Source organism: Tsuneonella troitsensis (genome assembly GCF_001441535.1).
Classification (GTDB): Bacteria; Pseudomonadota; Alphaproteobacteria; order Sphingomonadales; family Sphingomonadaceae; genus Tsuneonella; species Tsuneonella troitsensis.
Genome location: NZ_LMAU01000001.1, coordinates 249492 through 274030, shown reverse-complemented (window position 1 = coordinate 274030; position 24539 = coordinate 249492). Strand labels below are relative to the sequence as shown.

22 protein-coding genes are annotated in these 24539 nt (G+C 61.4%); all 22 read right to left on the bottom strand.

Annotation, left to right across the window (positions count from 1 at the left end; genetic code table 11):
- Window positions 1-15: 15 nt before the first annotated feature.
- On the bottom strand, window positions 16-1299 hold the full coding sequence (locus AR323_RS01320; protein ID WP_057882137.1) for a nucleotide sugar dehydrogenase: 1284 nt from the start codon (window positions 1297-1299) through the stop codon (window positions 16-18).
- A gap of 187 nt (window positions 1300-1486) precedes the next feature.
- Window positions 1487-2602: an NAD(P)/FAD-dependent oxidoreductase gene (locus tag AR323_RS01315; RefSeq protein WP_057882136.1), complete on the bottom strand. Its 1116-nt coding sequence runs from the start codon at window positions 2600-2602 to the stop codon at window positions 1487-1489.
- A gap of 41 nt (window positions 2603-2643) precedes the next feature.
- Window positions 2644-3501 carry a class I SAM-dependent methyltransferase gene (locus tag AR323_RS01310; protein WP_057882135.1) on the bottom strand — a complete coding sequence of 286 codons (858 nt, stop codon included), beginning with the start codon at window positions 3499-3501 and terminating at the stop codon, window positions 2644-2646.
- Window positions 3502-3592: 91 nt separating this feature from the next.
- Window positions 3593-5083, bottom strand: coding sequence for a lipopolysaccharide biosynthesis protein (locus AR323_RS01305; RefSeq protein WP_057882134.1), 1491 nt, complete (start codon window positions 5081-5083; stop codon window positions 3593-3595).
- Entirely contained in the window at window positions 5080-6318 is a 1239-nt protein-coding gene (locus tag AR323_RS14795; RefSeq protein ID WP_057882133.1) for a hypothetical protein, read from the bottom strand. Before AR323_RS14795 ends, AR323_RS01305 begins: the two co-directional genes overlap by 4 nt.
- A gap of 7 nt (window positions 6319-6325) precedes the next feature.
- The gene (locus AR323_RS01295; protein ID WP_057882132.1) at window positions 6326-7090 is read right to left on the bottom strand and encodes an AglZ/HisF2 family acetamidino modification protein; all 765 of its coding nucleotides are present in this window, start codon (window positions 7088-7090) and stop codon (window positions 6326-6328) included.
- A gap of 1 nt (window position 7091) precedes the next feature.
- Entirely contained in the window at window positions 7092-7715 is a 624-nt protein-coding gene (hisH, locus tag AR323_RS01290) for an imidazole glycerol phosphate synthase subunit HisH (RefSeq protein ID WP_235510411.1), read from the bottom strand.
- Between the two features lies 1 nt (window position 7716).
- Complete coding sequence (locus AR323_RS01285) at window positions 7717-8901, bottom strand: N-acetyl sugar amidotransferase (protein ID WP_057882131.1); 1185 nt, start codon at window positions 8899-8901, stop codon at window positions 7717-7719.
- Complete coding sequence (locus AR323_RS01280; RefSeq protein ID WP_057882130.1) at window positions 8898-9791, bottom strand: UDP-3-O-(3-hydroxymyristoyl)glucosamine N-acyltransferase; 894 nt, start codon at window positions 9789-9791, stop codon at window positions 8898-8900. Before AR323_RS01280 ends, AR323_RS01285 begins: the two co-directional genes overlap by 4 nt.
- Complete coding sequence (locus AR323_RS01275; RefSeq protein ID WP_057882129.1) at window positions 9788-10603, bottom strand: polysaccharide deacetylase WbmS family protein; 816 nt, start codon at window positions 10601-10603, stop codon at window positions 9788-9790. The genes AR323_RS01280 and AR323_RS01275 overlap by 4 nt, the downstream gene beginning before the upstream one ends.
- Window positions 10590-11567 (bottom strand): class I SAM-dependent methyltransferase, encoded by a 978-nt coding sequence (locus AR323_RS01270; protein WP_057882128.1) that lies wholly within the window; start codon window positions 11565-11567, stop codon window positions 10590-10592. The genes AR323_RS01275 and AR323_RS01270 overlap by 14 nt, the downstream gene beginning before the upstream one ends.
- Window positions 11557-12150 (bottom strand): acyltransferase, encoded by a 594-nt coding sequence (locus AR323_RS01265; protein WP_200956657.1) that lies wholly within the window; start codon window positions 12148-12150, stop codon window positions 11557-11559. The genes AR323_RS01270 and AR323_RS01265 overlap by 11 nt, the downstream gene beginning before the upstream one ends.
- Window positions 12147-14021 (bottom strand): asparagine synthase (glutamine-hydrolyzing), encoded by a 1875-nt coding sequence (gene asnB / locus AR323_RS01260; RefSeq protein WP_057882127.1) that lies wholly within the window; start codon window positions 14019-14021, stop codon window positions 12147-12149. The genes AR323_RS01265 and asnB (AR323_RS01260) overlap by 4 nt, the downstream gene beginning before the upstream one ends.
- Window positions 14022-14110: 89 nt before the next feature.
- Complete coding sequence (locus AR323_RS01255) at window positions 14111-15262, bottom strand: DegT/DnrJ/EryC1/StrS family aminotransferase (RefSeq protein WP_057882126.1); 1152 nt, start codon at window positions 15260-15262, stop codon at window positions 14111-14113.
- A gap of 32 nt (window positions 15263-15294) precedes the next feature.
- Entirely contained in the window at window positions 15295-16290 is a 996-nt protein-coding gene (locus tag AR323_RS01250; RefSeq protein WP_057882125.1) for an NAD-dependent epimerase/dehydratase family protein, read from the bottom strand.
- Window positions 16290-17399: a DegT/DnrJ/EryC1/StrS family aminotransferase gene (locus AR323_RS01245; protein WP_083495179.1), complete on the bottom strand. Its 1110-nt coding sequence runs from the start codon at window positions 17397-17399 to the stop codon at window positions 16290-16292. The genes AR323_RS01250 and AR323_RS01245 overlap by 1 nt, the downstream gene beginning before the upstream one ends.
- The gene (locus AR323_RS01240) at window positions 17396-17977 is read right to left on the bottom strand and encodes an acyltransferase (RefSeq protein ID WP_057882124.1); all 582 of its coding nucleotides are present in this window, start codon (window positions 17975-17977) and stop codon (window positions 17396-17398) included. The genes AR323_RS01245 and AR323_RS01240 overlap by 4 nt, the downstream gene beginning before the upstream one ends.
- Window positions 17978-17985: 8 nt before the next feature.
- Window positions 17986-19026 carry a Gfo/Idh/MocA family protein gene (locus AR323_RS01235; protein WP_057882123.1) on the bottom strand — a complete coding sequence of 347 codons (1041 nt, stop codon included), beginning with the start codon at window positions 19024-19026 and terminating at the stop codon, window positions 17986-17988.
- A gap of 74 nt (window positions 19027-19100) precedes the next feature.
- A complete protein-coding gene (wecB, locus tag AR323_RS01230; RefSeq protein WP_200956656.1) occupies window positions 19101-20249 on the bottom strand; it encodes a non-hydrolyzing UDP-N-acetylglucosamine 2-epimerase in 1149 nt (382 codons plus the stop codon).
- Between the two features lie 59 nt (window positions 20250-20308).
- Entirely contained in the window at window positions 20309-21445 is a 1137-nt protein-coding gene (locus AR323_RS01225) for a glycosyltransferase family 4 protein (RefSeq protein WP_057882121.1), read from the bottom strand.
- Window positions 21442-23358 carry an asparagine synthase (glutamine-hydrolyzing) gene (asnB, locus tag AR323_RS01220; RefSeq protein ID WP_057882120.1) on the bottom strand — a complete coding sequence of 639 codons (1917 nt, stop codon included), beginning with the start codon at window positions 23356-23358 and terminating at the stop codon, window positions 21442-21444. The genes AR323_RS01225 and asnB (AR323_RS01220) overlap by 4 nt, the downstream gene beginning before the upstream one ends.
- Window positions 23346-24536: a glycosyltransferase gene (locus AR323_RS01215; RefSeq protein WP_161808700.1), complete on the bottom strand. Its 1191-nt coding sequence runs from the start codon at window positions 24534-24536 to the stop codon at window positions 23346-23348. The genes asnB (AR323_RS01220) and AR323_RS01215 overlap by 13 nt, the downstream gene beginning before the upstream one ends.
- Between the last annotated feature and the right edge of the window lie 3 nt (window positions 24537-24539).

Below are 24539 nucleotides of genomic sequence, written 5' to 3'. Positions count from 1 at the left end.
CCAGTCCGCGGCGCCCTACAGGCTCCAGTAGATCCTGCCTTGGGGCATGGCCTTGGGATCGAGTGCCGATTTCACATCCAGCAGAATCCCCTTCGGCTTGAGCCGCGCGACCAGATCTTCGGTATCTTCCAGATAGTGGCGGTGATTGACCGCCAGAACGAGAATATCGAGATCGTGGAGATCGGCCTCGTCGCTGAGGGTCAGGCCGTACTCGTGCTGCGCTTCATCGCCGTTCGCATGTGGATCGTGGATCAGGGGTTCGACCCCGAATTCGCGGAACTCCGCCACGATATCGGGCACCTTCGAGTTGCGCAGGTCGGGGACGTTTTCCTTGAACGTCAGGCCGAGGATGCCGACTTTCGCGCCGCTTAGCCCGCCGCCCTGCGACAGCAACAGCTTGACGCCCTTGCGAGCCACCTCGCCGCCCATCGAATCGTTTATCCGGCGTCCGGCGAGGATCACTTCGGGTCGGTATCCAAGCCTCTCCGCCGCGCTCGTGAGGTAATAGGGATCAACGCCGATGCAGTGACCCCCGACGAGACCCGGTGAGAACTTCAGGAAGTTCCATTTCGTCCCGGCCGCTTCGAGCACGTCCTGCGTGCGCAAACCCATGCGGTCGAAAATCAGCGCGATTTCGTTCATCAGGGCTATGTTGATGTCGCGCTGGGTGTTCTCGATCACCTTGGCCGCCTCGGCGACCCTGATCGACGGCGCCACATAAAGGCCCGCCTCGATGATCGATCCGTACACTGCCACGACCCGATCGAGCGCCGCCTGAGTGTCGGCGGCGACGATCTTGGTGATCGTCTCCAGCCTGTGCTCCTTGTCGCCCGGGTTGATGCGTTCGGGCGAATAGGCGAGGAAGAAGTCTTCGCCAGCCTTCAAACCCGACCCTTCTTCGAGCAGCGGCCCGCACTCGTCCTCGGTGACGCCGGGATACACGGTGGATTCGAAAACCACGATCGCACCCTTGGTAAGATGGGGGGCGACCAGGCGACAAGCGGATCGCACCGGACCGAGATCGGGGCGGCGCTCCTCGTCGATTGGAGTGGGAACGGTGACGATGAAGAAGGTCCCGTCGGACAGCGCAGCTTCATCGGCAGTTATCTTCAATGAAGACGCCTGAAGGTCCGCATCGGCAATCTCGCCGGTCCAGTCGGTTCCCGAAGTCAAAGATTCGACACGGCGTTTCGACACGTCGAAACCGACGACTCCGTCCTGTTTCCCGGCTAGCGCGACTGCCAGCGGCAGGCCCACATAACCCAGACCCAATACGACAATCTTTTCCGTAGTCGCCATCAAACCCACTCGCTGTCCTGTACTGTGGCGTCGCCCAATCGAGATGACACCGAACCCAATTGCCGGCGATTGCGCAACCGGCGGCCAAGTTCCCTGCAGTGATCCCATGCAAACACGCGTTTCGATGCGGAAAAACCGGTCGTCGTGTCAGCCATGAGGGCAGGGCTGCGCCTCTAACAGATCGGTTTCAAGGCGCAAGTGGCGGCTCGAAGATCCGTCGTGCCACCAGATCGCCGAGCGGCAGCGATGCGGTCAATCCAGGGCTTTCGATGCCGTGAAGGCTGACCAGGCCGGCGATACCGTGATCCGCCGGGCCATCGATGCGGAAGTCCGCTGGCGGCTGGCCAGGGCCGACAAGCTTCGGCCTGATGCCGGCATAATCGGGAACGAGGAGACTTGGATCCACGGCAGGCCAGTAGTCGGCAATGCCTTGGGCGAATTGCTCGGCACGGTGCGGGTCGACGTGGTAGTCGTCGGGATCGGTGATCCATTCGACATCCGGACCGAACCGTACCGCACCCGTCAGGTCGATGGTAGCATGCGTGCCCAGCGACGCCTCCGTAGGGAGTGGATAGACGAGGCGGCGGAATCGGGGCGCGTTGAGTGCCTTGAAATAGACCCCTCGGGCGTAGCGGAGCGTTGGTTTGAACGCATCGCCCAACGGCGCGATCGAGCGGGCGATCGCGTCCGAACGAAGGCCGCCGGCGTTGACGATATGGCCGACAGCGAGCGTGGCCCCGGCATCCATCTCGACGATGAAGCCGTCCGGTCCGCGATCGATTGCCCTGACGTTGGTATTGCGGGCAAACGCTCCGCCCGCGTTCTCGAGATCTCCGAGATAGGAAAGCATCAGTGCGTGGCTGTCGATAATCCCCGTCAGGGGGCTCAACAGGCCGAACTCGGCGGTCACCTCAGGTTCGAGTTTCGCGATCGCCGCGCGATCCAGTGTATCAAGGGGGCCCGCTAAGGAGGCCTTCGCTCGCGCGGCAATCGCTTCCAGCCCCGATTTCCCCGCATCTCCGTTGGCGACGATGATCTTCCCGCACCTTTTGAGCGCAATATCCCGTTCGGCTGCATAGCGATAAAGGGCGTCGCGACCGGCAACGCACATGCGCGCCTTCAACGACCCGGGGGGATAATAGATACCCGCGTGGACGACCTCGCTGTTGCGCGACGAGGTTTCAGTGCCGAACGCGCCATGTCGATCGACAACGACGACCTCCCGGCCCGCCAACGCCAGGGCGCGGGCGGCCGCCAAGCCGACGACACCGGCGCCGATGACCAGGACGTCGAGGTCAGACATGATTGCCGATAAGCGCCTCTGCCTGTTCTTCTGATTCGAGATTAAGGTATACTGGCGCCCCGGTCAGGCTTCGAGAAAACGATCTGGTGGCAACCGAGGCTCGTCGCCTTAATACCTCTCTCGTGGCGAAGGCCAGCCGCTTCAGCATAGTTGACGAGGGCTTCATAAGTCGCGAACTGGAAGGGAAATCCGCCCATCCAATCAATGAGGTCGTGGCTGAAATTCATTCCCCTTCTCTTTTCATAATTAAGTAACGGGCGGATCGCATCCATCGGCCTTAACATCACGGTATATTTTAACACATTCCCAGCATTCAAGATCAATCCCAGGGACCAAGCAAAGATTGTATGTAAGGGTTTTGGTAAAAAGTTGTAAAACCTCTTGATTAGCCACCAAGCTCGCGACTTCCAACCTTGATCGTTGTAAATAGCAATAAATAAAACTCCACCAGGACGTATCATATCGATTGCGTTGCGCAAACCTGTCCACATTTCGCCCGTATGGTGGAGCACCCCCCAGCTATAAACGATGTCGAACTGACCAAGATCCATCAACATGGGTCGATCGAGTGCGGACCCTTCCATGACCTCCCAGTCGCCATCACCAGGAAAGAACCGATCGCGTAGATGGCTTGTGCACCAAACCGAAGCGGGATCGAAATCGAGCGATGTTACATGCGCACCTAATCGTCGGGCTACCAACGAAGATAATCCGCTGCCGGACCCGATGTCGATAAAGCGCATCCCGCTCAACTCATCGAAACTGAGCATCTCGACGAGTGACCGCTCTGCTTCATTGATGCGAGTTTCATTCAAAACATTTAAAAAACTCTTCCAGTTTTGCCCAAACTGGAAACGTTCTTTATTTTCGCGTTGCTCTTCAAAAGATGCTTCCGCCATTCTTCTTCCCTACTTCTAAAACCTGAATTTCCGGCAAGAGGATCCGATGCTAATACGCATCAGAATTCTGAGTGCGCAAACACTTAGTGGGTTAAATTGTGTCGCCTAGCGACTTCTTCAGACTTTGGCGCAAACCACGGAACTCGGCTTGTGAAAAGCCGAATAGCATGTTGCCAATGAGAATCGCGAACATGCCAAGTGCGCAAATGACTGAAGGTGGGGGGCTTGAATCATATGTCTCCGCGCAATACGCGGCCGCTCCTATTGCCAGCGTCGCGGCGATCGTCGCAAAGGGTGGACCAAAGCGCCACGCGATGGGATAGGCCTTTTGCCCAACGGCAGCCGAGGTCGCAGCCATCACCAGCTGACCAGCTAAGGACCCCAAAGCAATTCCTATCACGCCGACGAACTTCGTGAAAACAAACATTCCAGTAACAGCGACGATTAGGAACGACGCAAATCCAATTAAATTGAGATAACTTCTTTTCGAAAGATGTATCCCAATCTCGGAAATCCAGCCGATGGCTTGCGTCGCGACCGCCATCGCCAAGGGGAAGACAAATAGTCCGGCACCTTCATAACGTTTCCCTGCAAGAAGAGCGATTAACGGCTCGGCTGCCGCCGACAGGAAAAGTACCACGAGGCAAATCACCAATGTAAAAAGGCGTAGCACCACGTCATAAGTGGCCCCTGCATCGGGTCGCTTGTAGATGGCGTATGAGAACGGTCCCCATCCCATCTGGAACGCCGAACACGCAAGCGTGGCCAGTGCGGCGATCTTCGCGCCGGCTGCATAAAGCCCCAGATCGTGCTCTCCAAACCCCGATGCCACGACGCTTCGTTCCAGCAGCGGCACGCTGGCACCGATTGCGGCGATCAGGCCGTAAGGCAGGGCGAGCGGGAGTAGTTTGCGGACGTATTCGGTGTCGCGCGGCCAAGTCAGCCACTCGCGAATGAAGAAAAGTCCAAGTAGGACGAACCCGGCGTTAACGGCTACCATGATGGTCATCACGCGCAGCAAGGTAAGTTCGCTCAAATTGCCGAAGCCCACGATCAGAGCCAGATTGGCGAAAGGCGCGCCGAGCGAGATGATGAGGAATTTGGCTCGCCGAAAGCTCCACTTCAGAATGCCTTGGCAGTACGACAGCAGGCCGTTAAGTGGAGCGAACGCGATCAGAAGCAGCAGAATTTTGTTCCAGTCGTCGCCAAACACGCCGCGGATCGCGGGATGAAGCGATAGCGCCAACATCGTTGCTACGGCCAAAAGGCCATTTAACATCATTACCGCTAGCGCCTGTGAGATCATTCTCCGCCGCCGCGATGGGTCTTCGTCTTCGAAGAAGTAACGCGCGACCGCGGAATCCTGCCCGAAAATCATCAACAGGCCGAAAAACATCGCCGCGTATAGGATCAGATCGACCCGGCCGTAGTCCGCGACGCTCAAGGCACGAGTGAGAAACGGAAACAGTATCAGGCTGGACAGCTTTCCGACCGCGGAAGCGATACCGTACAACGCGGTATCCTTGACCAGAAACTTGATCCGCGATGCCAGCCCAAGCCCTGCCGGGTCGGCGCCGGTCATGTTAAACACTTCGGCCGGTCGCCAGGCGTCTGACGGCCGTCGACGATCCCGTCGAAAAGGGCGAGGTATTTGCGCGCGAGTTCGACACCTTGATGGGTATCGTACCACGTGCGTATCGACGGCTTGAGCCGGGTCAAGCTTGCCCGGTCGTGTCGCAGAAGCACGTCGCAGATGTCCTGCGGAGACGAGACGTTGAAGAAGAACGGCAGGGGCCGCTCGGGCGTTTCGTAATCTTCCGGATCGTCGAGCGAATGGAGCATCGGGACGCCCTTGCAGAGAAACTCCCATCCGCAACCGCCCCAAAACATGCCGGCAAATTCGCTGGCACCGAGGTCCACGTAGCGCAGGATCGGCAAGATATCCTTGCGCGCCATGGCCGGCAGCCAAGCGCAATAATCGGAGATACCGAGCTTCTCTATCAGCGCCTTGCTCTCCCCGACGTCACGCCCGTATTCGGTCATCACCAGCAGGGGTTTCGCGTCCGGTCGTGCTTTCACATAACGCGAGAGGCCCTCGAGTAGCCATTGGTTGCGCTTGCCCAGACCGCCCATGAAATGGTCCACGGGCAGGTTCTTCCAAATGTGCGAGACGTGCGAGAATATCGCCAGGTCCGCCGACTTCATCCGATCGATCGCGGATGCGACCTCCGGGCTCGCGCACGCCAGATCGTCGCGTTCGCGGTCGTAGAGCGCGACAAGCGGAAGGGTCGTCGTCTGCAGACCCAGCCGGCGATAGGTATCCATCGAGTGCGCATGCATGTTGGCGGTGAGGATCGTCTCGACGGATCGTTGCAAGGCCCGCTCCATCGCGCGCTTCCGTAACAGCGAATAGCTGGAGGCCAAGAAGCGGGACGTCCGCCACTGGTATTCGATGATGAATTCCACTCCGTCGCCATATGGCGCAAAGACATCGAGGTGGCGGCCCATCCGGTCGAACAGCACCGGCGAGATGCCGTTGCCGTAGTAGACGTCGAACCCCGATAGCGCCGCCTCGACCTTGCCCAATGGCGCAAACAACGAATCGCGCCCTCCATTGGATATCGGCAGCCGGTGTACACTGTCCTTCCAGCGGTCCCAGTCGTGGGTGTCGTTGGGGGGCAGGAAATGGTCAGCCTCGTTGGTATACATGTACAGATGTGCATCGCGTCCAAGGTCGCGCAAATATCGCATCAGCGCAAAATTTGCGTTGTTCATGTTGCCGATCAGGGCGATCCGCTGTGCCGAGCCCGGAGTCATTTGGTTTTCAGTGCCCTAACGCCGCTTCCAGAAGTGGATGCTCGGGAAAGTTCACGAGCACTCCCATGTCCTTCTTCTGAAAGACGACCATGTTGCCGAGGGCGACCGCCGAGGCACCGCCGGTCTTCGCGGCTTCGGACAGGTCGGACAGCGTGCCCGCGCCGCCATGCGCGATAACAGGAATCGTCACGGCTTCGCTCACGGAGCGAACGAGTTCGATGTCGAAGCCGGACCAGGTGCCTTCGCGGTCTATCGACGTCAGCAGGATCTCACCGGCCCCCAACTCTTCGACCTTTCTCGCCCAACTTACGGGATCGACCCCCGTGTTGTCCGAGCCCGACCGCGCGAAGCATGCGTAACGCTCATGCCCGACGCGGCGCACATCCAATGCCGCCACGACGCATTGGGAGCCGAAGGCGCCGGCGATTCCGCCGAGTAGCCCAGGCTGCCTGTGTGCGGCCGTCCCGACGATAATCTTCTCCATGCCCAAGCGCAGGACCTTCTCCGCCTGATCTACGGTCGCGATGCCGCCCCCGTAGGCGACCGGCATGAAGCATTCTTCCGCCACCTCCTCGAGCATGCGGTAGTCGGGCCCACGGCCCTCCACGCTTGCCAGAATATCGACGATAGCCAATTCGTCGACTTCGCATTCGTTGAAGATACGGCACGTATTGGCGGGGTCGCCGACGTATTCGAACCGGCCAAACTGGCGCGTCTTGACCAGCGAACCGTCTCGCACCAGCAGGCAGGGGATCACGCGCGTACGCAACATCTCAGAGCGCTCCGAACGCAGCGAAGAATTCGCGACCGAACCGATGGCTCTTTTCGGGATGAAACTGGGCACCGTAAACATTGCCAGAGGCGATGCCCGCGTCGAACTCGATGCCATACGTGCACTTGATCATCGAAACCTCGGGCCGATCGACGGTGACGAAGTAACTGTGCACGAAATAGAACCGCGTCTCGTCTTCGAAACCGGCGGTCAGGGGCGATGGGGTGGATGCTCGCACGAGGTTCCATCCCATGTGGGGCACCTTGAGCCCGAGATTGCGCGGAAAGCGCCGCGCTTCGGCAGCGATATAACCCAGACCAGGGCGCTCCCCCTCTTCGCTCCCGCGGGTGAGCATTTGCATGCCGAGGCATATGCCGAGGACCGGGGCTTTCCGGTGCAGTGCCATTTCGTCCAGCGGCTCGCGCAGGCCCGAGGTTTCCAGCCTTTCCATCGCGCGGTCGAAGGAGCCCACACCGGGCAAAATTAGCTTCGCGCAGCCGCGCATAGCCGCAGGCGTGTCGACAATCTCGGCATGTATGCCGATCCGCCGGTACATATTGCGCACCGAACCCAAATTACCCACCCCGTAGTCGACGATCCCGATGATCGGTTTGTTTTCCGTCATATCATCGAGCCCCGCCGGTCTGCGGCAACGGAAAGCAATACTTAAGATAGAAACTCATTGGCACCAACTCGGCCTTAGCAAGCGAATAGAAAAGTGGACGCAGCAATTCGAAGCGTCGCTTGTAGCTGGGAAATTCGCGCCAGTTGCGACGCGGGCGCGCCATGATGTCGTCGAACTGGCCACGTGAAAGGCCCATCCGTTTGACGAAGTATGTAACGATGTTCTCCTCGACGTGCGGCGGCAGGTTATATTCGCGCCATGCTTGCTCGCGCGTCGTCGCGCCTTCGCGAGCCAGTGCGGCCAGCGTGTTGTTGCGGCAATCGCGATCAAACTTGCCCGGCAAGTAGACGCTGTGAAGAAACGCGCTCATTCGGTTCTCGAGATGGTGCCCGCCGTAATATTCCCAGTCGAAGTTGGATTGCAGAAAGGCTCGAGCATTCTCTTTCGAATAATCGAGATACCAGAACGGCCGGATTTTCTTGATCCGGCTGAAAACCGTCCAACGCATGAAATTGGCAAATGTCATCAGCGGGTACGTCTTCATCGGCAGTCGCCCATACTGTGCGTGGACCGACTGGATGAACTTACCGTCAAAATAATTGTCGCCGAGCGGCGAGATGCCCTCAGTGACGAATGAATGGCCTTCGAGAATGTATTTGACACCGTGCTGTGCTGCCGCGCGATAGACATATTCAGCCGCGCCCAAATCGGTCGGCGCCTCTAGCTCGGCTAAGTCCGCGAAGAGAAACGAGCGATGGATGTCGTCGATCTCCTTGTTGTGCATTACCTTGGTGGCAAGGTCGATGTCGAGCGCTTTAAGAACCTTGTGAAGGTTTTGCGTCGCGATCGCGCTGTTCCAAGTGTTATCGTAATGGACTGCCAACGGCCGCAGCCCCTGCTCTTTAGCTAGATGCAACATGAACGAAGAATCGGTACCGCCTGAAACGCCTATCACGCAGTCGTAGCGCTTACCGTGCCCGTCACGTTTGATCTGTTCGAATGTGTTCTCAAGCTTCAGCTTGCCGGCGGGCGTTCCGGTGCCGAACATCTCCTTCATGTCGTCGATTAGGTGGCAGTAATTGCAAACGCCTTCGTTATCGAAGCTGATTGAAGGAACACGCTCGTCATAGATGCAGCGGGCGCATATTTGTACATTCGCCTGAAGGCCGTGACTTTGCTCGCTCACGCTGGCGCTCTCATGGTGCGGAAGAACTGCAAAAACTGACGATGCTCGACTGCAAAGTGGCCGGTGACACGCTGGCCGGCAACCACATCCTTTGTGACAACTGCACCTAACGTGATGTGGGCGCCGTCGCCGATAATCAGCCCGTTCGAGACTGTGGCATTGGGCCCCACCCACACATCGTCACCCAGCGTCGTCGAACCGGCAATCATCGCCGCGGCCGCCAGTCGGCAGCGCTGGCCGATCTTCACATTGTGCGCGATGTGCACGAGGTTGTCGGTTGCGCTATCTGCACCGATTTCCGTCGCGCCCCAGAACAGCGAACGGGTGACCGAGGTGTTGGCCTGCAACTCAACCCGATCGCCGATCACCACGCCACCGGCGTGCGGGATCGTGCGCTGGCGACCATCGACCTCGCGCACTTCGAACCCATTACCGCCGATGACAACGCCCGGACCGATAACGCAACAGGCCCCGATGATCGAGTTGCGCTCGATCACTGCCAGTGGGCCAATTACGCTGTCCGGGCCGATTACTACGTCCTCTGGGGCCACGAAGGCGCTGGGATGAACGCTGGCTCCCGGGGCAATGGTGGTCAGTGCATTGCGTCTGTAATCCCCGCGTTCCCAAGCCGCGATGTGATTCCGGAAAACAAACGCCAACGGCGCGGGGCTTACGCACAGTCCCATATGGGCAGGCACCGTTTCGGCCCATTCGGGCAAGCATGCCACCGCAACGACATCGGGATTGGCGATCGCTGCGGCAAGCTGCGCCGCCGTCCCGACCGGTGCGAAAATTCGACGTCCGCGGTCGCCAATCATGCCGAAGCTGTCGAAGTCCACGTCGCGAATGCGCTCCTCGCATGCAACGGTCGTCATCTCGTTGATTTTCATCGTGGGCTCCAAATTGACGCGCAAGTGCTAATCGATTCGAACCGCGACTTCCAATCGCGAAAGCTGGTGACGGCGATCTTAGCGTCGTCGAGGCAGTCAAAGATGCTAGTCAGAAATGTTGCTACGCCCGGGCCCGCGTTGGCATGTCGACGAAGGTCGTCATGTGTTGCGGTGCAGGTCATGGCCTTGATCACCTCATAGTGCGCCGCACCGTCGACATTGAATCCATAATGGACCGGGTGAATATCAAGGATCTTAAGCCCCGGCGTCGTCAGCGTCTCGCGAAAAGCTTGATCCATGACGAAGCGCTTGCCCTGAGCCCAATGGATGTCGTCCTCCCAAAAGACCGGCAAGCGCGTGATTCCCGTCCACATCGGTATTGGAGCGATAGCCGGCAGACCGATGTGACAGGTGTTGCTGTCGTATCGCAGTCCGTGGGCAAACACCCGCGCCGCGAATCGCGAATTATCGTAATAGCCGTGCGACCGGCTGATCGTAGCTTCGGGATAGAGGCCGAGCAGAAACGAAAGTACCTCATCGGCGTCTTTGCCTTGGTCCGATCCGTCGAAGCAGTTAGGATGGATGCCGATGTCAATCGCATCGGCATCGACATAGCTTCGCAGGCGATCGCTTCGGTGAGTGGCGAACAACGTCGGCCTTATCCCGCGCGCGAGCAGGTCGTCGCAAAAGCGTTCGATCAGCGCGTCCGACGCCCAGTCGACATCGCCGGTGACGATGACCTGCGGCTTGCCCAGCGTTGTCGCCTGGCCGTCGCCCCGCAGAACAGGCGTGCAATTGTCATGCTGTCGCATGGCGAAAGCGCCCCGAGAAGGCAGCTTCTTCGACGTGGATCTGGACGATCGACATGTCGGTTGCGGCCACCAAATCGCGAACTTCGCTTTCGCTGAAGCGCCGAGCATTGCTCGGGCTGTACCAATCGAAGTTGGTGGCCAGAGACGTATCCCAGCCGAGCTCCTCGTTCCAGAAACATTTGAGGAAGTTCCAGTAGATGAAGCGCTGGATCGGCATCGTGCCGGCCTTGATGCCGAGCAACGGGATTGCCGGTACATCGATCTCAGCGTCGATCGCGCTCAGTCGCTTGCCGAGCTCGGTCAACTGCTCCGACATCTCCCACAATTGCTCGCTCGAGACCTGTTTGCAGTGGAGCCGGAAGAAATCGTCGAGCAGTTCGCGGGGCAGCGCCTTCTTTGCGTAGAAATAGCACGCAAACTGGCCATTTCGCGGGTCGGTGATGCGCGCGAGCTCGGCGAAAGTGGCGTCGGGATCCTCGGTATGCATGATGACCTGGTCGCAACTCACGTAGTCGACCGAACCGGTCGCCAAGAGCGTGTTGGCGATGTCGCCGCGCAGGAAGTACAGGTTGCTGCGATCGCCGAACAATCGCGCCGCCTGTTGCGCGGCGGCCGAAAAGTCCATCCCGATCACGAGCGCGTGAGGTGCCAGTTCGGCGAACCACGCGGCCTTGTAGCCGAGCCCGCATCCCGCATCCAGGATAACGCGTGCATCAGCCAAGTGCGCGGCGAGAGCCGCCTCATCCGCGAAGCCGTAAAGATCCAGGTACCAGCGGCGCTGGAAGGCGTAGAACTTCTCCAGTTCCTGCGTCGAACCGTACTTCTCCCACTTTTCGGTGAATACCTCGTTGGTCTGCTGCTGGTTGGCCGCTTCCGAACTCTCGACGATCGAGCTAAAATTGCCCGAGCGGTCGATCTCCACGGAAATGACGGCTTGCAGCCGGTCGGCGAATTCATTGGTCATGTGATACGGATCCGATGTGATTGGGGGGCGCCACCTCAGAAGGCCCCTCGGCGTCACCGGTTTGGCGTTCGGCGGAGCGGTCGATGGGACGGGCGGGATTTCCCGCGACGCGCGCACCGCTGGCGACATCCCGATTGACAAAGCTGTTCGCGCCGACGACTGCCCCGTCGCCGATAGTCACGCCCATCGCGACGACGCTGTTGGGCCCTATGTAGCATCTGTTGCCGATGGTGGTCGGCTTACGCACATAATCGGCTGTTCCGCCGCTGACCGCCCAGTCGACGGTATCGTGCGAGTAGATCTGCACCCCTGCCGAAATCGAACAGTTGTCGCCGATCGACAATCCGCCTGATCCGTCGAGCACGGTAAAGGGACCGATCCAGGTGTTCGACCCGACCGAAACCGGTCCAAAGACATGGGCGCTGTCGTAAATCGACGTGCCGCTGCCGAAACCGAGGGCCTCGGCCTTTTCCCACCGATCCACGACGTAATCGCCAAAGGGCAACGTTCGTTCGAAGCGCGAATTCACTTCTGCGCGACGGCCGCTCCAGAACGATTTTAGTTTTTCGAGGAGGTCGATCACAGCGTCCGCTCCATCCATGCATCGACATTGAGCAGCGACCAGATGAACAGTCGGCGGTTTTCCTCTCCGTCGAGATGGCGCTGGACGATCCGCTGCACGGTGGCGCGGTCGAGAAAATCGTAGAGGGGCGAATTCGAGTTGAACAGCTTGCGGCGGACGAACTCGATGCTGTCGCCGCGGAACCAGCTGGCATCGGGGGCGGAGAAGCCCTGCTTCGCTGCGCCGGTGATCTCGGCGGGAATGTAGTTCGCCATGACGTCGCGAAGGATCTGCTTGCCGTCTTTCGTTTTCTGGAAATAAGCCGATTGCTTGTCGGCTGGCTCATTCTCGTCGATCCGGATTACCTCGGCCAGATTGTTGAGCTTCAGTCCGACCGGACACGCCATCGCAAATTCGACGAGATCGTTGTCCATGAACGGAACGCGGCTTTCGAGGCCGTGCGCCATGGACAGCTTGTCTTCCACCACGAAGAGACCGTGCAGGAAGGTCTTGGCCTCGAAATACAGCGAATGGTTGATGAAGTCCTCAGGCCTGTCGAGATCGTTGTCGTGGGTGGCGAACACGCCGCGGAAAATCTGGCGCGGATCTACATCTTTGGCGGCATCGCCGATCGGGGAGAACAGCGCCTCTGTATCCTCGTAAGCGATCAGGCGGTGCCAGAACCCGTAATAATGATCGACGTATTCGTCGAAGCTCTCGCAGTTGACGGCGCGATAGTATCGCCATGGATATCCGCCGAACAATTCGTCGCCGCCCGCGCCCGAAAGCACGACCTTTACGAATTTGCTCGCGAGCTTGGCAGCGTAGAAGTTGGGATAACTCTGACCGACCCGGGGTTCCTCGATCGCCCATGCCAGGTCGGGGAGGCAACGCTCCATGTCGCCCGCCTTGAGAACCATCTCGTAGTGCTCGGTGCGGAACAGCGCGCTCATCGCTTCGGCCTTGGCGCGCTCGTCGAAAGCCAGCTCGAGCCCTGAGGCCGACGAGATGTCGAAACCGCAGGTGAAACTTTTCATGTTGGGAAACTGGCGCGCCCCAAGCGCCGTCAGCGTGCCCGAGTCCATTCCGCCCGAAAGGTATGAACCGAGCTCGACATCGCTCACCAGTTGGCGCGTTACCGCCTGGCGCAGAAGCCGGTCGAGTTCTTCCCTATAGGCCCGTGGATCGACGGGGCCATCGGGCTCGCGAAAGCGATAGTCCCAGTAGGATCGCTGTGTCAGCGACGCGCCCTTGTCGAGCCCGATCGTGGCCACGGTGGCGGGCGGCAGCATCCGCACCTGCTCCAGCAAGGTCCGATCGGTGAAGATGTTCTGGAAGGTGAAGTACTCGACCAGCGCGGACCGATCGAGCGCCGGGCGGGCGGCGGGGTGCGCCATGATCGCCTTCTGTTCGGACCCGAACAGGGATGTGTCTCCGAAATGCGCCCAATAGAGCGGCTTGATTCCGTACCGGTCGCGCGCGAGCGTCAGGGTGCGCGCCGAGCGGTCCCACAGCGCCAGCGCGAACATTCCGTTGAAGCGCGACAGTGCCGCCTCGCCCCAGGCGTGCAGGGCGTTGAGCACCACCTCGCTGTCGGTGTCGGAGCGGAAGGCGTAGCCCATGGCTTCGAGCTCGGTCCGAAGCTCGCGGAAATTGTAGACTTCGCCGTTATAGCTGATGATTAGCCGACCATCGGCCGAGATCATTGGTTGGCGCCCGAGCGGCGAGAGGTCGATGATGGCCAGACGGCGATGTCCCAGGCCGACCGGACCTTCGCACCACTGCCCTTCGCCATCCGGCCCCCTGTGCCGCACCGCCTTGGCCATCGCTTCTACCGCGACAGGCGATGCGGGTTCGCCGTCCAGGTGAAGTACGCCCGCTACCCCGCACATGGTGCCTTGCCTTTAGCTGAAACCGCCATGTCGCGAACTGCGACCGGCATGGAAAAGTGGGATTCTCGCATCATCGCGACCGACCGGGATCACGCCCCGATCGAATGCAACGCCTCGACGACGTAGTCGTAGTCATCGGAGCCCATTCGATTGTGCAGCGGGATGGCCATCGAATTGGCGTCGCTGTCCCGCGCTCCGGGAAACTGATCCGGATGAGTCCCGAAATTCTCGCGATAGTATCCGAGCATATGGACGGCATGGGTGCCCGGACGGGTGGCCACGCCGAGCTCCTTCAGCCGGTCCATCATAGCGTTTCGCGGCATGGGTGCGCGCTCGGGCTCCACATAAGTCACGTAGGATTGCCAGGCGTGGCTGGCCCAGTTCGGCACCTCGGGCGTGCGCAGCCATTCGATGTCGGCCAACTGCTCCGCGAACCAGGCCGCGCGGCGATCGCGTTCGGCAATGAAGCCATCGAGCTTCTTCAGTTGCTCGACACCGACCGCGCCCTGCAGATCGGTCATGCGATAGTTAAAGCCGCACAGGTCGAATTCCGGAAGGATGTAAGGCTTGGGCCCATGATGGCGCTGCTCTTCCGAAATGCTGGCACCGTGATTGCGCAGCCGGTCGGCTATCTCGCCCAGCCGGTCGTCGTTCGTCGTCAGCATGCCGCCCTCGCCGGTCGTGACCGACTTGCGCGGATGGAAGGAAAACGCGCCCATGTGTCCGAGGCCACCGGCCGGAGTGCCCTTGTAGGCGGCGCCCGCGGCGCAAGCAGCGTCTTCGATGACGATGACGTGCTCTGGCAGCGCCGCCTTCACCGCATCCATGTCAGCGACCATCCCGAACAGGTGAACTGGGATGATCGCTTTCGTCCGGTCGGTCACCTTCTCGGCGATCTGTGCGGGATCGATGTTGAAGTCGCTCGTCCGTACGTCGCAGAAGACAGGGGTCGCTCCGCAATGGACGACGACATTGGCGGTCGACACCCAGGTGAACGCAGGCACGATGACCTCGTCGCCCGGCCCGATGCCCGCGGCGACGAGCGCCAGATGCGTGGCGGTGGTGCACGAGGTCGTCGCCAACGCGGTGGAAACCCTGTGCCGCTCAGCGAACATACGTTCGAATTCCGCGACCTTGGGACCCTGGGTCAGCCAGCCGCTCTCCAGAGGTTCAAGGACCGCTCGGCGCTCCTCCTCCCCGATCATGGGCAGTGCGATATGGACGGTACGGGTGGCATTCATGACGCGTGCTTTTTCCTAGGGAGCGTATGGGCTCAAGAACGACTCTTGGCGCGTCGATGTTCAACCGCCTCAATGTGGGTAGCGCGCCAGTCGATCAGGCGGCGCAGGCCCTCGTCGAGATCGATCTGTGCCGTGAAGTCGATTTCTCGCGAAGCTTTGGCGGGGTCGCCGATACGGTTGCGCACGAGCGTCGCCTGGCTGCGCGGAGCATAGTTGACCGTTTGGTTCGACCCGGTGAGGTGCAGCAGCTTCTCGGCGATTTCCTTGAGGCTGGTACGCTTGCCGGTGCCCACGTTGTAGAACTGCGCAGTGGCAGCGGACTTCATCGCTTGCACGTTGGCATAAGCGCAATCCTCGACCGCGACGAAGTCGAACGCTTCGGATCCGTCGCCCATGATCGTCGGACCTTCTCCGCGATCGATCGCATCGAGCATTTTCATGATCACGGCGATGTACGCGCCCTGGTAATCCTGGCGGGGACCGTAGACGTTCATGTAGCGCAGGCCGACGAAATCGAGCCCGTAGCGGTGATGAAACGCCGTCGCCATGGCTTCGCCGGCGATCTTGGTGGCTCCGTAGAAGTTCTTGTTCATGAACGGATGGTCTTCGCCCATCGGCTCGCTCACCGCGTCCCCGTAGACGCTGGCGGACGAGGAATAGACCAGCCGCGAGACGTTCTTGGCGACACATGCCTGGAGGATGTTGAAAGTTCCCTCCACGTTCACCTTGAACGCGCTCTGCGGATACTCGTGGCATTGGAGCAGCCACAGCGCTGCGAAATGGAACACACCGTCCGCGCCCTGGAACGCGCTTTCCAGGATATCCGGCTGGGTGATGTCGCCGCCAATATCGTAGACCCTGACACGCGGATCCTTGAGCGCGTTTTCGAGATTGCCGGTGCTACCCCGGGTGAAATTGTCGTAAATGACGATCTCGCCCACGTCTTCGCGCGTCAGGCGGTCGACCGTATGCGAGCCGATCAACCCCGCGCCGCCGACGACGACGAGCTTTTTGCCGGTGATATCCATTATTGATCCAAAGTCCTCTTGATAGTGGCGATGACCCGCCCCTGATCCTGCATCGACAGGTCGGCGCTCATCGGAAGGCTCATCACCGTCCGGGCGAGTTCGCGTGCATTCGGCGTAGGGCCGCCCTTGGCAAACGACAAGTAGGCAGGCTGCTCGTTGAGCGGGACGGGATAGTGCACGGCAGTTGGAATCCCTTCCGCCGCCAAAGACTCGACCAGCGCCTCTCGATTGCTGACGCGCACGGTGAACTGGCCCCATACGCTCTTGCGGTCGTCCCCTACCTCGATCAGCCGCAGCGCGGGGTCGAGCCCGGCGAGGCCCTCCAGATAGCGCTCCGAGATTTCCCGACGAGCCTCGAGCTCTGCCTCGAACCGCGTCAGCTTGGCGAGAATCACCGCGCACTGCAGGGTGTCCATGCGCCCGCCGACCCCAATACGGGTGTGGACGTAACGCTGGCTCTGCCCATGCACGCGGATCTCACGCATCGCTTGGGCCAGATCGCCATCATCGGTGAAGATCGCCCCGCCGTCGCCGTAGCAACCGATCGGCTTGGACGGAAAGAAGCTCGTCGTGCCGATACGCGAAAGGCCGCAACTTTTCCGCCCCCCCTGTTCGGCTCCGAAGCTTTGCGCGGCATCCTCGATCACGGTTATCCCGTGCCGCCCGGCGACCGCCTCAATCGCGACCATGTCGCTTGGCTGGCCGTAGAGGCTGACGGGAATGATCGCCTTCGTGCGTTCGGTGATCGCCGCCTCGATCAGTCGCTCGTCGATGTTCGCGTCTTCCAGCCTCACATCGACGAAAACCGGCACGGCACCGAGCAGGGCGATCATCTCGCCTGTAGCGACGAAGGTGAACGGCGTAGTGATGACCTCGTCGCCCGGGCCGATCCCCAGCGCCATCATCGCAATCAGCAGGGCTTCCGTACCGCTGGCGCAGCTGATGCATGTGCGCCCGTCGCCGACGAAATCGGCGAGCGCGCGTTCCATCTCGGCCACCTCGGGCCCCATGATGAATTGTCCGTGAGCCAGCACCGCGTCCATCCGGCGGCGAACTTCCGGTTCGATGGCTTCGAACTGGCTCTTCAGGTCTATGAATGGGAGGTTCACGGCGCGATCTCCTCGAGACGATCGCCGTTGAGACGGTATTTCGCTCCCGTGTCCGGGCAGGTCGCTTCCCCTTCACCGCTGGGCGGCAGGTCGAGACGCAGGCCCGCCGCGCTCATCCAACCGATCCGCCGCGCAGGTACGCCGACCATCAGCGCAAAATCCGGCACATCGGCATTCACGACCGCGCCAGCCCCGACGAACGCGTATCGACCGATCGTCGCGCCGCAAACGATCGTGCAATTAGCCCCCAGCGTCGCGCCGCGGCGGACCACGGTATCGCGATATTCGTCCTTGCGGCTGACGTGGCTGCGGGGGTTGTATACGTTCGTGAAGACCATCGACGGGCCGCAGAAGACGTCATCCTCCAGCGTCACGTTGTCGTAGATAGAGACGTTGTTCTGGACTTTCACGTTGTCACCGACGACGACGCGATTGGCGATGAAGACGTTTTGTCCGAACGAACAGCCGCGTCCGATCACGGCACCGGACGACACGTGGCAGAAATGCCATACCCGAGTGCCTTCGCCGATCGACGCGCCCGCGTCGACGATCGCGCTTTCGTGGATTGTCGCAGTCATCGCAGCCGTCAATACTCAAGGGGCAGGGATACGGTGCGCCCATCCCGCGCCGACATATACGTCGCAATCAGCAGCTCGAGCGACTTGAGACCCTCGCGCCCGTCGGTTTCCGCGTCCACGCGTCCGCGCAATGTTGCGATGACATTGTCGTAATACGCGGCGTGCCCGAACCCGTAGACGCTCTCCGTGGCGTAGTTGGCATTGCCAATCTCCGCATCGTAGTCGCGCTCGTCGGCGAAATCCCACAACTGGATCTCGTTGACCGCAACCCCGCCAACGCGAGCCGATCCCTTCTCGCCCAAGATGGTGATCGAACCTTCCAGGTTCTTGGGATAGGTCAGCATGGTCACGTTCATGCTCCCGAGCGCACCTGATCGCCATCGGACGTTGAGTACGCCGGTATCTTCGACCTGGATGTTGCGCTGAAGCGTGGCGGTCATCGCGTTGACGCTCGCCACCGGGCCGATCAGCCAGTCGAGCAAGTCGACGTAATGACTTGCCTGGTTCATGAAGGCGCCGCCATCGATTTCCCACGTTCCGCGCCAGTCGGCACTGTCGTAGTATTCCTGGGGCCTGGTCCAGAAGACATTGACATTTACCATGTAGATGCGCCCGAACCGCTGGTCAGTCACCGCGCGCTTAAGGAGCTGCAGGGTCCGGTTCTTGCGATTTTGCTTGACCACGAACAGCTTGACGCCCGCTTGGTCGCAAGCGCGGACCATCGCCAAGCCATCTTGCCAGCGGGTCGCCATCGGCTTTTCAGTTACCACGTGCCGACCTGCCCGGGCGCACTCGATCGCCTGCCAAGGGTGGAGGCCCGACGGAGTGCACAGGACGACCGTATCGCAGCGCCCGTTCGTCAGCAGCTCGGAGAGGCCGGCATGACCGGTGGCCCCGGTTGCGTCAACCGCGGCAGCCAGCGCCGCCGGATCGATATCGCACACGTCCGTAATCGTCGCGTCTTCGCGATGCGCCTGCAAGGCCTCGATATGCTTGGCTGAAATGCGGCCGCATCCGACCAGGCCAAAAGTAAGCGGTTCCGCTGTCATCGTCTTTCCATGGAATTGGGCGCCCTGATAGCGACGAAGCCCGCAAATTCAAACACCTTGTCGGCGTCTCGGGACTAATGCGCGGGAGTGGGCCGGGCGGACCTCCCGGGGCGCCGCATCGTGGCGCGGTCGGGCAGGGCGAGCAGCGCGTCAACGATCCGTTCGCCGGCGCGGCCATCCCACAATGGCGGAACCGATCCGCGCTTCCATCCGGAATCGAACAGGCGCGAAAGCCACGGCGCGATAACGCCCGGGTCGGTGCCGACCAGTTCGTTGGTCCCGATGGTCACCGTCTCGGGTCGCTCGGTGGTATCGCGCAAGGTCATGCAGGGCACACCCATGACGGTGGCTTCCTCGGTAATCCCGCCGGAATCGGTTATCACGATCCGCGCCCGTTCGACGAGATAGTTGAACTCGAGGTAGGGGAGCGGCTCCACGACGTGGATATTGGTGGGCAGCCTGGCGACACCCGCCAGTGTCTTCGCGGTGCGGGGGTGGACCGGAAACACGACGGGAAGGCCGCGTGCACTCTCTCCGATTTCCCGTAAGGTCCGCGCTAGGCTTTCGACCTGATCGACGTTGGCCGGACGATGCATTGTCACCACGATGAAGCCGTCGTCACTAAGGCCGAGCGTTTCCCAACAATCCGGAGGCGCGAACCGCGACCGATTGGCGAGCAAGGTGTCGATCATGGTATTGCCGACGAAATATATCGCAGCCGCTGGCGCACCGCTCTGGCGCAGCGCCTCGCTCGCGGTCTCGCTCGTCGTGAAGAACCAGTCCGTCACCGCGTCCGTGGCGAGCCGATTGATTTCCTCCGGCATGGTCCAGTCTCCCGACCGGATGCCGCCCTCCACGTGGGCGACAGGAACATGCAGCTTCTGGGCGGTGATAGCGCAAGCCATGGTGGACGTGACGTCGCCGACGACCAGGCAGAGATCGGATTTCCTTTTGAGCAGAATCCGTTCGTACCCGATCATGATCGCCCCGGTCTGTTCGGCCTGGGTGCCCGAGCCGACCTCGAGGTTGTGGTCCGGTTCGGGGATGCTGAGTTGCTCGAAAAAGGAGCCAGACAGGCGGGGGTCGTAGTGTTGCCCCGTGTGGATCAAGCGCCAAGCGATATCGGCGCCCGCGTCGGCACGGGCTCGCATTGCCGCGATGATCGGGGCGATCTTGACGAAATTGGGCCGCGCGCCCACGATTATGTCGATCAGCATTGTCATTTAGCGCGCATTTCTCCGGATTGTCGGTCGGCGGTTTCGGTCGGTGGGAGCGACCGTCCCTACCGCCCCGCCTTGTCATCGTCGAGCAGACCGAAGAGCAGCCCGCAATTCGTGTCGAGATCGTGCCGTGTGGCGACGATCTCCATGCCGCGCAGACCATGCCGGAATGCCATGGACGGGTCGTCGCAGTATCGCTGCATCGCATCGGCCAAGCTCGCCGCATCGCGCGGTTCGACGAGAAAGCCGCTCGCGTCTTCCTCTATGACATCGGGAATGGCCCCGACCGGCGTGGCGATTGCGGCTAGCCCCGAGGCCATCGCTTCGAGAAGGGAGTTGGGCAGACCTTCCGCATAGGACGGGTGAACCAGCACGTCGGCTTGCGCCAGTTGCACCCGCACGCGCTCGGAATCCAGCCACCCCGGGGCGACGACACGGTCGCGGAACGCCGGCTCGTTGGTGGCCGCTTCCGCTTCCCCGAGCAAGTCACCGCCGCCGACGATGGTAAGCCGGAAGTCGGCGTTGCGCGCGGCGAGTACACGTGCCGCTGCGAGCAGTTCGCGGATCCCCTTTTCGGCAATGAGCCAACCGACGTAGACGAAGTGGACCGGCCCGCTTGACCGGGGAGATCGGGGCGAGGTTTCGCCGTGCGGAGGCAGATACCAGTTGGGGACGACCTGCATCCGCTGGTCGGGTACACCGGCACTGCGATAAAAGGGGCGCCACGAATCCCCCTGCAATCCGACTATGTCCGCAGCCCGCAGAAGTCGATCAATGATCGGCCGGATAGCGGAGTGACGCTCATAGAATCCGAGCATGTTGCCATCGACGATGAAGCGGGCCGTGCGCAATCCGGCCGCACGCCCGATAAGTACCATCACCGATCGTTCGAAGAACCCGGCCCCGGCCCCGCCGAAGACGATGGCGCCGGCATAACGGCGCGTCACCGTGCGCCAAGCGAACGTGATGATCCGCAGGACCGCCCGGCCCGTTCGCACGACCGCGCTCGGAGGGGGAAAATTGTTCTGGGAGGTATCGATCCAGTCGATCCGCCTGCCCCGCCGTCGCGCATAGTGGGCCAATCCGATCGAGCGCGTGACGAGGCCCCCGGCCTGCCGTGCCCGCCCTGATGCTGGATCGGGCGCTACCACCAGAACCGGCAACGTCGAATGATGCGAGGCGGGTTCGCCGGGTTTCATACCCGGGTGCTGCCGTTTCGCAACGCCGGACGGGAGTTCTGGGAAAGCCACGCCTGCAACATGAGGATCGCCCATAGTAGCTCGCCGTGATCGGCGCGGCTCGCCAGATGGGCATCCCACAGCGCACCGGTCTTCTTAGCGTCGATCAAGCCGCTGCCGCGTAGTGCATCGTGCGAGAGGTGATCGCCGGCCCAGTCGCGCAGCGAGCCGCGCAACCACGATTGGATGGGGATCGAGAACCCGTGCTTGGGGCGCTCAATGATCTCGCGCGGAACGTAGCGGTAAAGGATTCGCCGAAGCGGCCATTTCGGGACGACCACGCCGTCGACCATTCGGCGCTTGATGTCGGCATGGAGACGCCAGCTCGCGGCGACCACTCGCGCGTCGAGATACGGTGCGCGCGTCTCCAGGCTGACGGCCATCGCCGCCCTGTCCACTTTTACGAGGATGTCGTCGGGCAGATAAGTCCGTTGGTCGCGCGCCATGAGTGTCTCGGCAGGGGCAAGGCCTCCAGGCAGCGGCGCATCGCGGGTCTCCGCCGCGGTCGAGAAAAAGCCCACTGTGTGATCCGTGTACCGGCCGTACATCGTCGCCAGATCCGCCGCGCCCGCCGCCGATCCCGCGCGCACAACCGAGCTGGGAAGGAGAGGGGCCGCGGCCGAGACCGCCGATGCGCCCAGATTGCGCAGGAACGGCGGGAGTGCCTGGATGCGGTTCCAGGCGGCCAGCGCCTTTCCATAACGTGTGTAGCCACCGAACAGCTCGTCCGCACCGTCGCCCGAGAGGGCCACGGTCACGTGACGGCGCGCGAAACCGGCAACGAGGAGCGTCGGGATTTGCGACGAATCGGCGAAGGGCTCGTCATATATGGTTGGAAGGTCGGGAATTACCGACTGGGCGTCTCGCGAGGTGACGAGCATCTCGGCGTGATCCGTGCCCAGATGGTCGGCGACGGCCCGGGCGTGATGGGCCTCGTTATGCTCGCTGTCCTCGAAGCCGATCGAGAAGGTCTTGACTTTGCACGAGCTCGCTCTTTGCATGAGCGCGACCACGAGCGAGCTGTCAACCCCCCCGGACAGAAAGGCACCGAGCGGAACATCGGAGATCATCTGGCTCTCGATGGCGTTCGCGAGGCTTTCGTGCACCAAATTCAGGGCTTCGTCGGGATCCCCGATCCGTTGCCTCGCACCTTCGCGGATCGTTTCGTCCAGAGACCAGAAAACCTGTTCGTCTTCCGTGCCATCGGCGGTCATCCGCACGATCGTGCCCGGCGCTACCTTCCGGATGCCCGACCAGATACTGCGGATTCCCGGTACGCACAGGCGGGCGAAGTATTGTCCGAGACTCGTTTCGTCGATCCGTGCCTCGAACGACGGATGCGGAACGATCGCCTTCAGTTCCGATCCGAAGAGCATGGTTCGCGAGCCTCCATCACCTTGCCAGCCGTAATAGAGGGGCTTCTCCCCCATTCGGTCCCGGGCCAGATGGAGCGCTCCGTCCGATCGATCCCAGCAGGCAAGCGCAAACATCCCGATGCACTTCGCCAGGGTCGATGCGATCCCCCAGGCATCGAAGCCCGCCAGCAGCGTTTCCGTATCGGAGTGACCGCGGAATGACGGGGCGGCACCATTCTGCGCAAGTTCGTCGCGCAAGGCGAGGTGGTTGTAGATCTCACCGTTGAATACCAGGACATAGCGGCCAGAACGCGATGCCATCGGCTGGGCGCCCGCTTCGGACAGTTCGAGCACCGCGAGCCTCCGGTGGCCGAGCGCGACCCCGGCGCGCCCATCGACCCACACGCCCTCGGCATCCGGCCCGCGCTTCGCGATCGCACCGACCATCGGCGCCAGAAGGCGCTGCGCGTGGCCTTCGTCGAACCCGCTCGGCGTCCAGAATCCGGTCAGACCGCACATGCGCGAAGGTCCTCCTGTCCGGTAAGCTCGCGCGGGATGCCTCGACCCGCGATGGAAGCGGCTATCAGGGCTTCGTAGTGGTCGACCATCCGCGCTTCGGCGAACTCGGTTTCGATGATGCTCCGGCCCGCTTTGCCCATGGCTGCACGCGTCTCCGCGTCCAGCTGCGAGAAGCGCGCGACGGTTGCTGCTATCGAACGCGGAGTATGGCTCTCGAACAGGAGGCCGGCCCCCGTTTCCTCGAGCAAGGAAGCGTGATCGGCGATGGACCCCGCGATGACCGGCAGGCCGATCGCCATGGCCTCGCACACTGCGTTCGATGACCCCTCGACACTGGAGGAGTGGAGCAAGACGTCGTGAGCCAGGAGAAAATCGTCGACGTTCTTCTGCGCGCCCAGCCAGGTCCATTGATCCGCGAGGTCGAGGCGCGCGATCGTCGCGCACGTTTCGCGGTATGCGCCGTATTCACCAAGATGGGCGAAAGTTTCGCCCAGCCAAGAGACGGATGCCGTGATGCCGTATTCGTCCCGCAGCAGCGCAAGGGCTTCGGCGACCATCACGCTGTGCTTCTTCGGCATAAGGCTGGAAATGGCGAGGATGCGCAGGTTTTCCGCGACCCGAGGGCGGACCGCAGCAACGTTGGCCGGCAGCGGTATCGCATTCGCGATGCACGTCATTCGTCGTGCGCTGCCGGGGCTCAAGCGCTTCATGCGAATGAGTTGATGTTGGGAATTTGTCGTGATGAAAGTCGCGAGGCGATGCAGGCCGTGTGTCAGCCGCAACAGGAGTGGCAGCCGCGGCTCCGGATACACCGAGCGTTCCGCAGCGATCACGTTGATCGCAGGATCGAGCAGCCGCGCCAGTTCGGCCTTCGCGGCGGGGGAGCGCAGGAAGGCGACGACAGCCTGCGCCCGGCGGTCCTGGTACAGCTTCACCAGAGCGAACACCGGACGAAACGAAAACCGGCTGGGCTTCGGCAGCCTCGCGATCGGTATTCCCGCTGAAGTGATGGCATCGGCGTAATGGTCCTGATCGTTATAGACAGCCACCGCGACGTCATGCCCGCGACGGGCAAGGCCGCACGACAGATATGTGAACTGTCGTTGCGCTCCACCCGATCCGAGGCCGTCGATCAACATGACGATCCGATAGCGGGCACTTCGGCCTTCGGCACGCACGTC

Bases quoted from the DNA above. Each gene is read 5' to 3' on its own strand.
- AR323_RS01320 (WP_057882137.1), bottom strand. From the start codon at position 1,299: ATGGCGACTACGGAAAAGATTGTCGTATTGGGTCTGGGTTATGTGGGC.
- AR323_RS01315 (WP_057882136.1), bottom strand. From the start codon at position 2,602: ATGTCTGACCTCGACGTCCTGGTCATCGGCGCCGGTGTCGTCGGCTTG.
- AR323_RS01310 (WP_057882135.1), bottom strand. From the start codon at position 3,501: ATGGCGGAAGCATCTTTTGAAGAGCAACGCGAAAATAAAGAACGTTTC.
- AR323_RS01305 (WP_057882134.1), bottom strand. From the start codon at position 5,083: ATGACCGGCGCCGACCCGGCAGGGCTTGGGCTGGCATCGCGGATCAAG.
- AR323_RS14795 (WP_057882133.1), bottom strand. From the start codon at position 6,318: ATGACTCCGGGCTCGGCACAGCGGATCGCCCTGATCGGCAACATGAAC.
- AR323_RS01295 (WP_057882132.1), bottom strand. From the start codon at position 7,090: ATGTTGCGTACGCGCGTGATCCCCTGCCTGCTGGTGCGAGACGGTTCG.
- hisH (WP_235510411.1), bottom strand. From the start codon at position 7,715: ATGACGGAAAACAAACCGATCATCGGGATCGTCGACTACGGGGTGGGT.
- AR323_RS01280 (WP_057882130.1), bottom strand. From the start codon at position 9,791: ATGAAAATCAACGAGATGACGACCGTTGCATGCGAGGAGCGCATTCGC.
- AR323_RS01275 (WP_057882129.1), bottom strand. From the start codon at position 10,603: ATGCGACAGCATGACAATTGCACGCCTGTTCTGCGGGGCGACGGCCAG.
- AR323_RS01270 (WP_057882128.1), bottom strand. From the start codon at position 11,567: ATGACCAATGAATTCGCCGACCGGCTGCAAGCCGTCATTTCCGTGGAG.
- asnB (WP_057882127.1), bottom strand. From the start codon at position 14,021: ATGTGCGGGGTAGCGGGCGTACTTCACCTGGACGGCGAACCCGCATCG.
- AR323_RS01255 (WP_057882126.1), bottom strand. From the start codon at position 15,262: ATGAATGCCACCCGTACCGTCCATATCGCACTGCCCATGATCGGGGAG.
- AR323_RS01250 (WP_057882125.1), bottom strand. From the start codon at position 16,290: ATGGATATCACCGGCAAAAAGCTCGTCGTCGTCGGCGGCGCGGGGTTG.
- AR323_RS01240 (WP_057882124.1), bottom strand. From the start codon at position 17,977: ATGACTGCGACAATCCACGAAAGCGCGATCGTCGACGCGGGCGCGTCG.
- AR323_RS01235 (WP_057882123.1), bottom strand. From the start codon at position 19,026: ATGACAGCGGAACCGCTTACTTTTGGCCTGGTCGGATGCGGCCGCATT.
- wecB (WP_200956656.1), bottom strand. From the start codon at position 20,249: ATGACAATGCTGATCGACATAATCGTGGGCGCGCGGCCCAATTTCGTC.
- AR323_RS01225 (WP_057882121.1), bottom strand. From the start codon at position 21,445: ATGAAACCCGGCGAACCCGCCTCGCATCATTCGACGTTGCCGGTTCTG.
- asnB (WP_057882120.1), bottom strand. From the start codon at position 23,358: ATGTGCGGTCTGACCGGATTCTGGACGCCGAGCGGGTTCGACGAAGGC.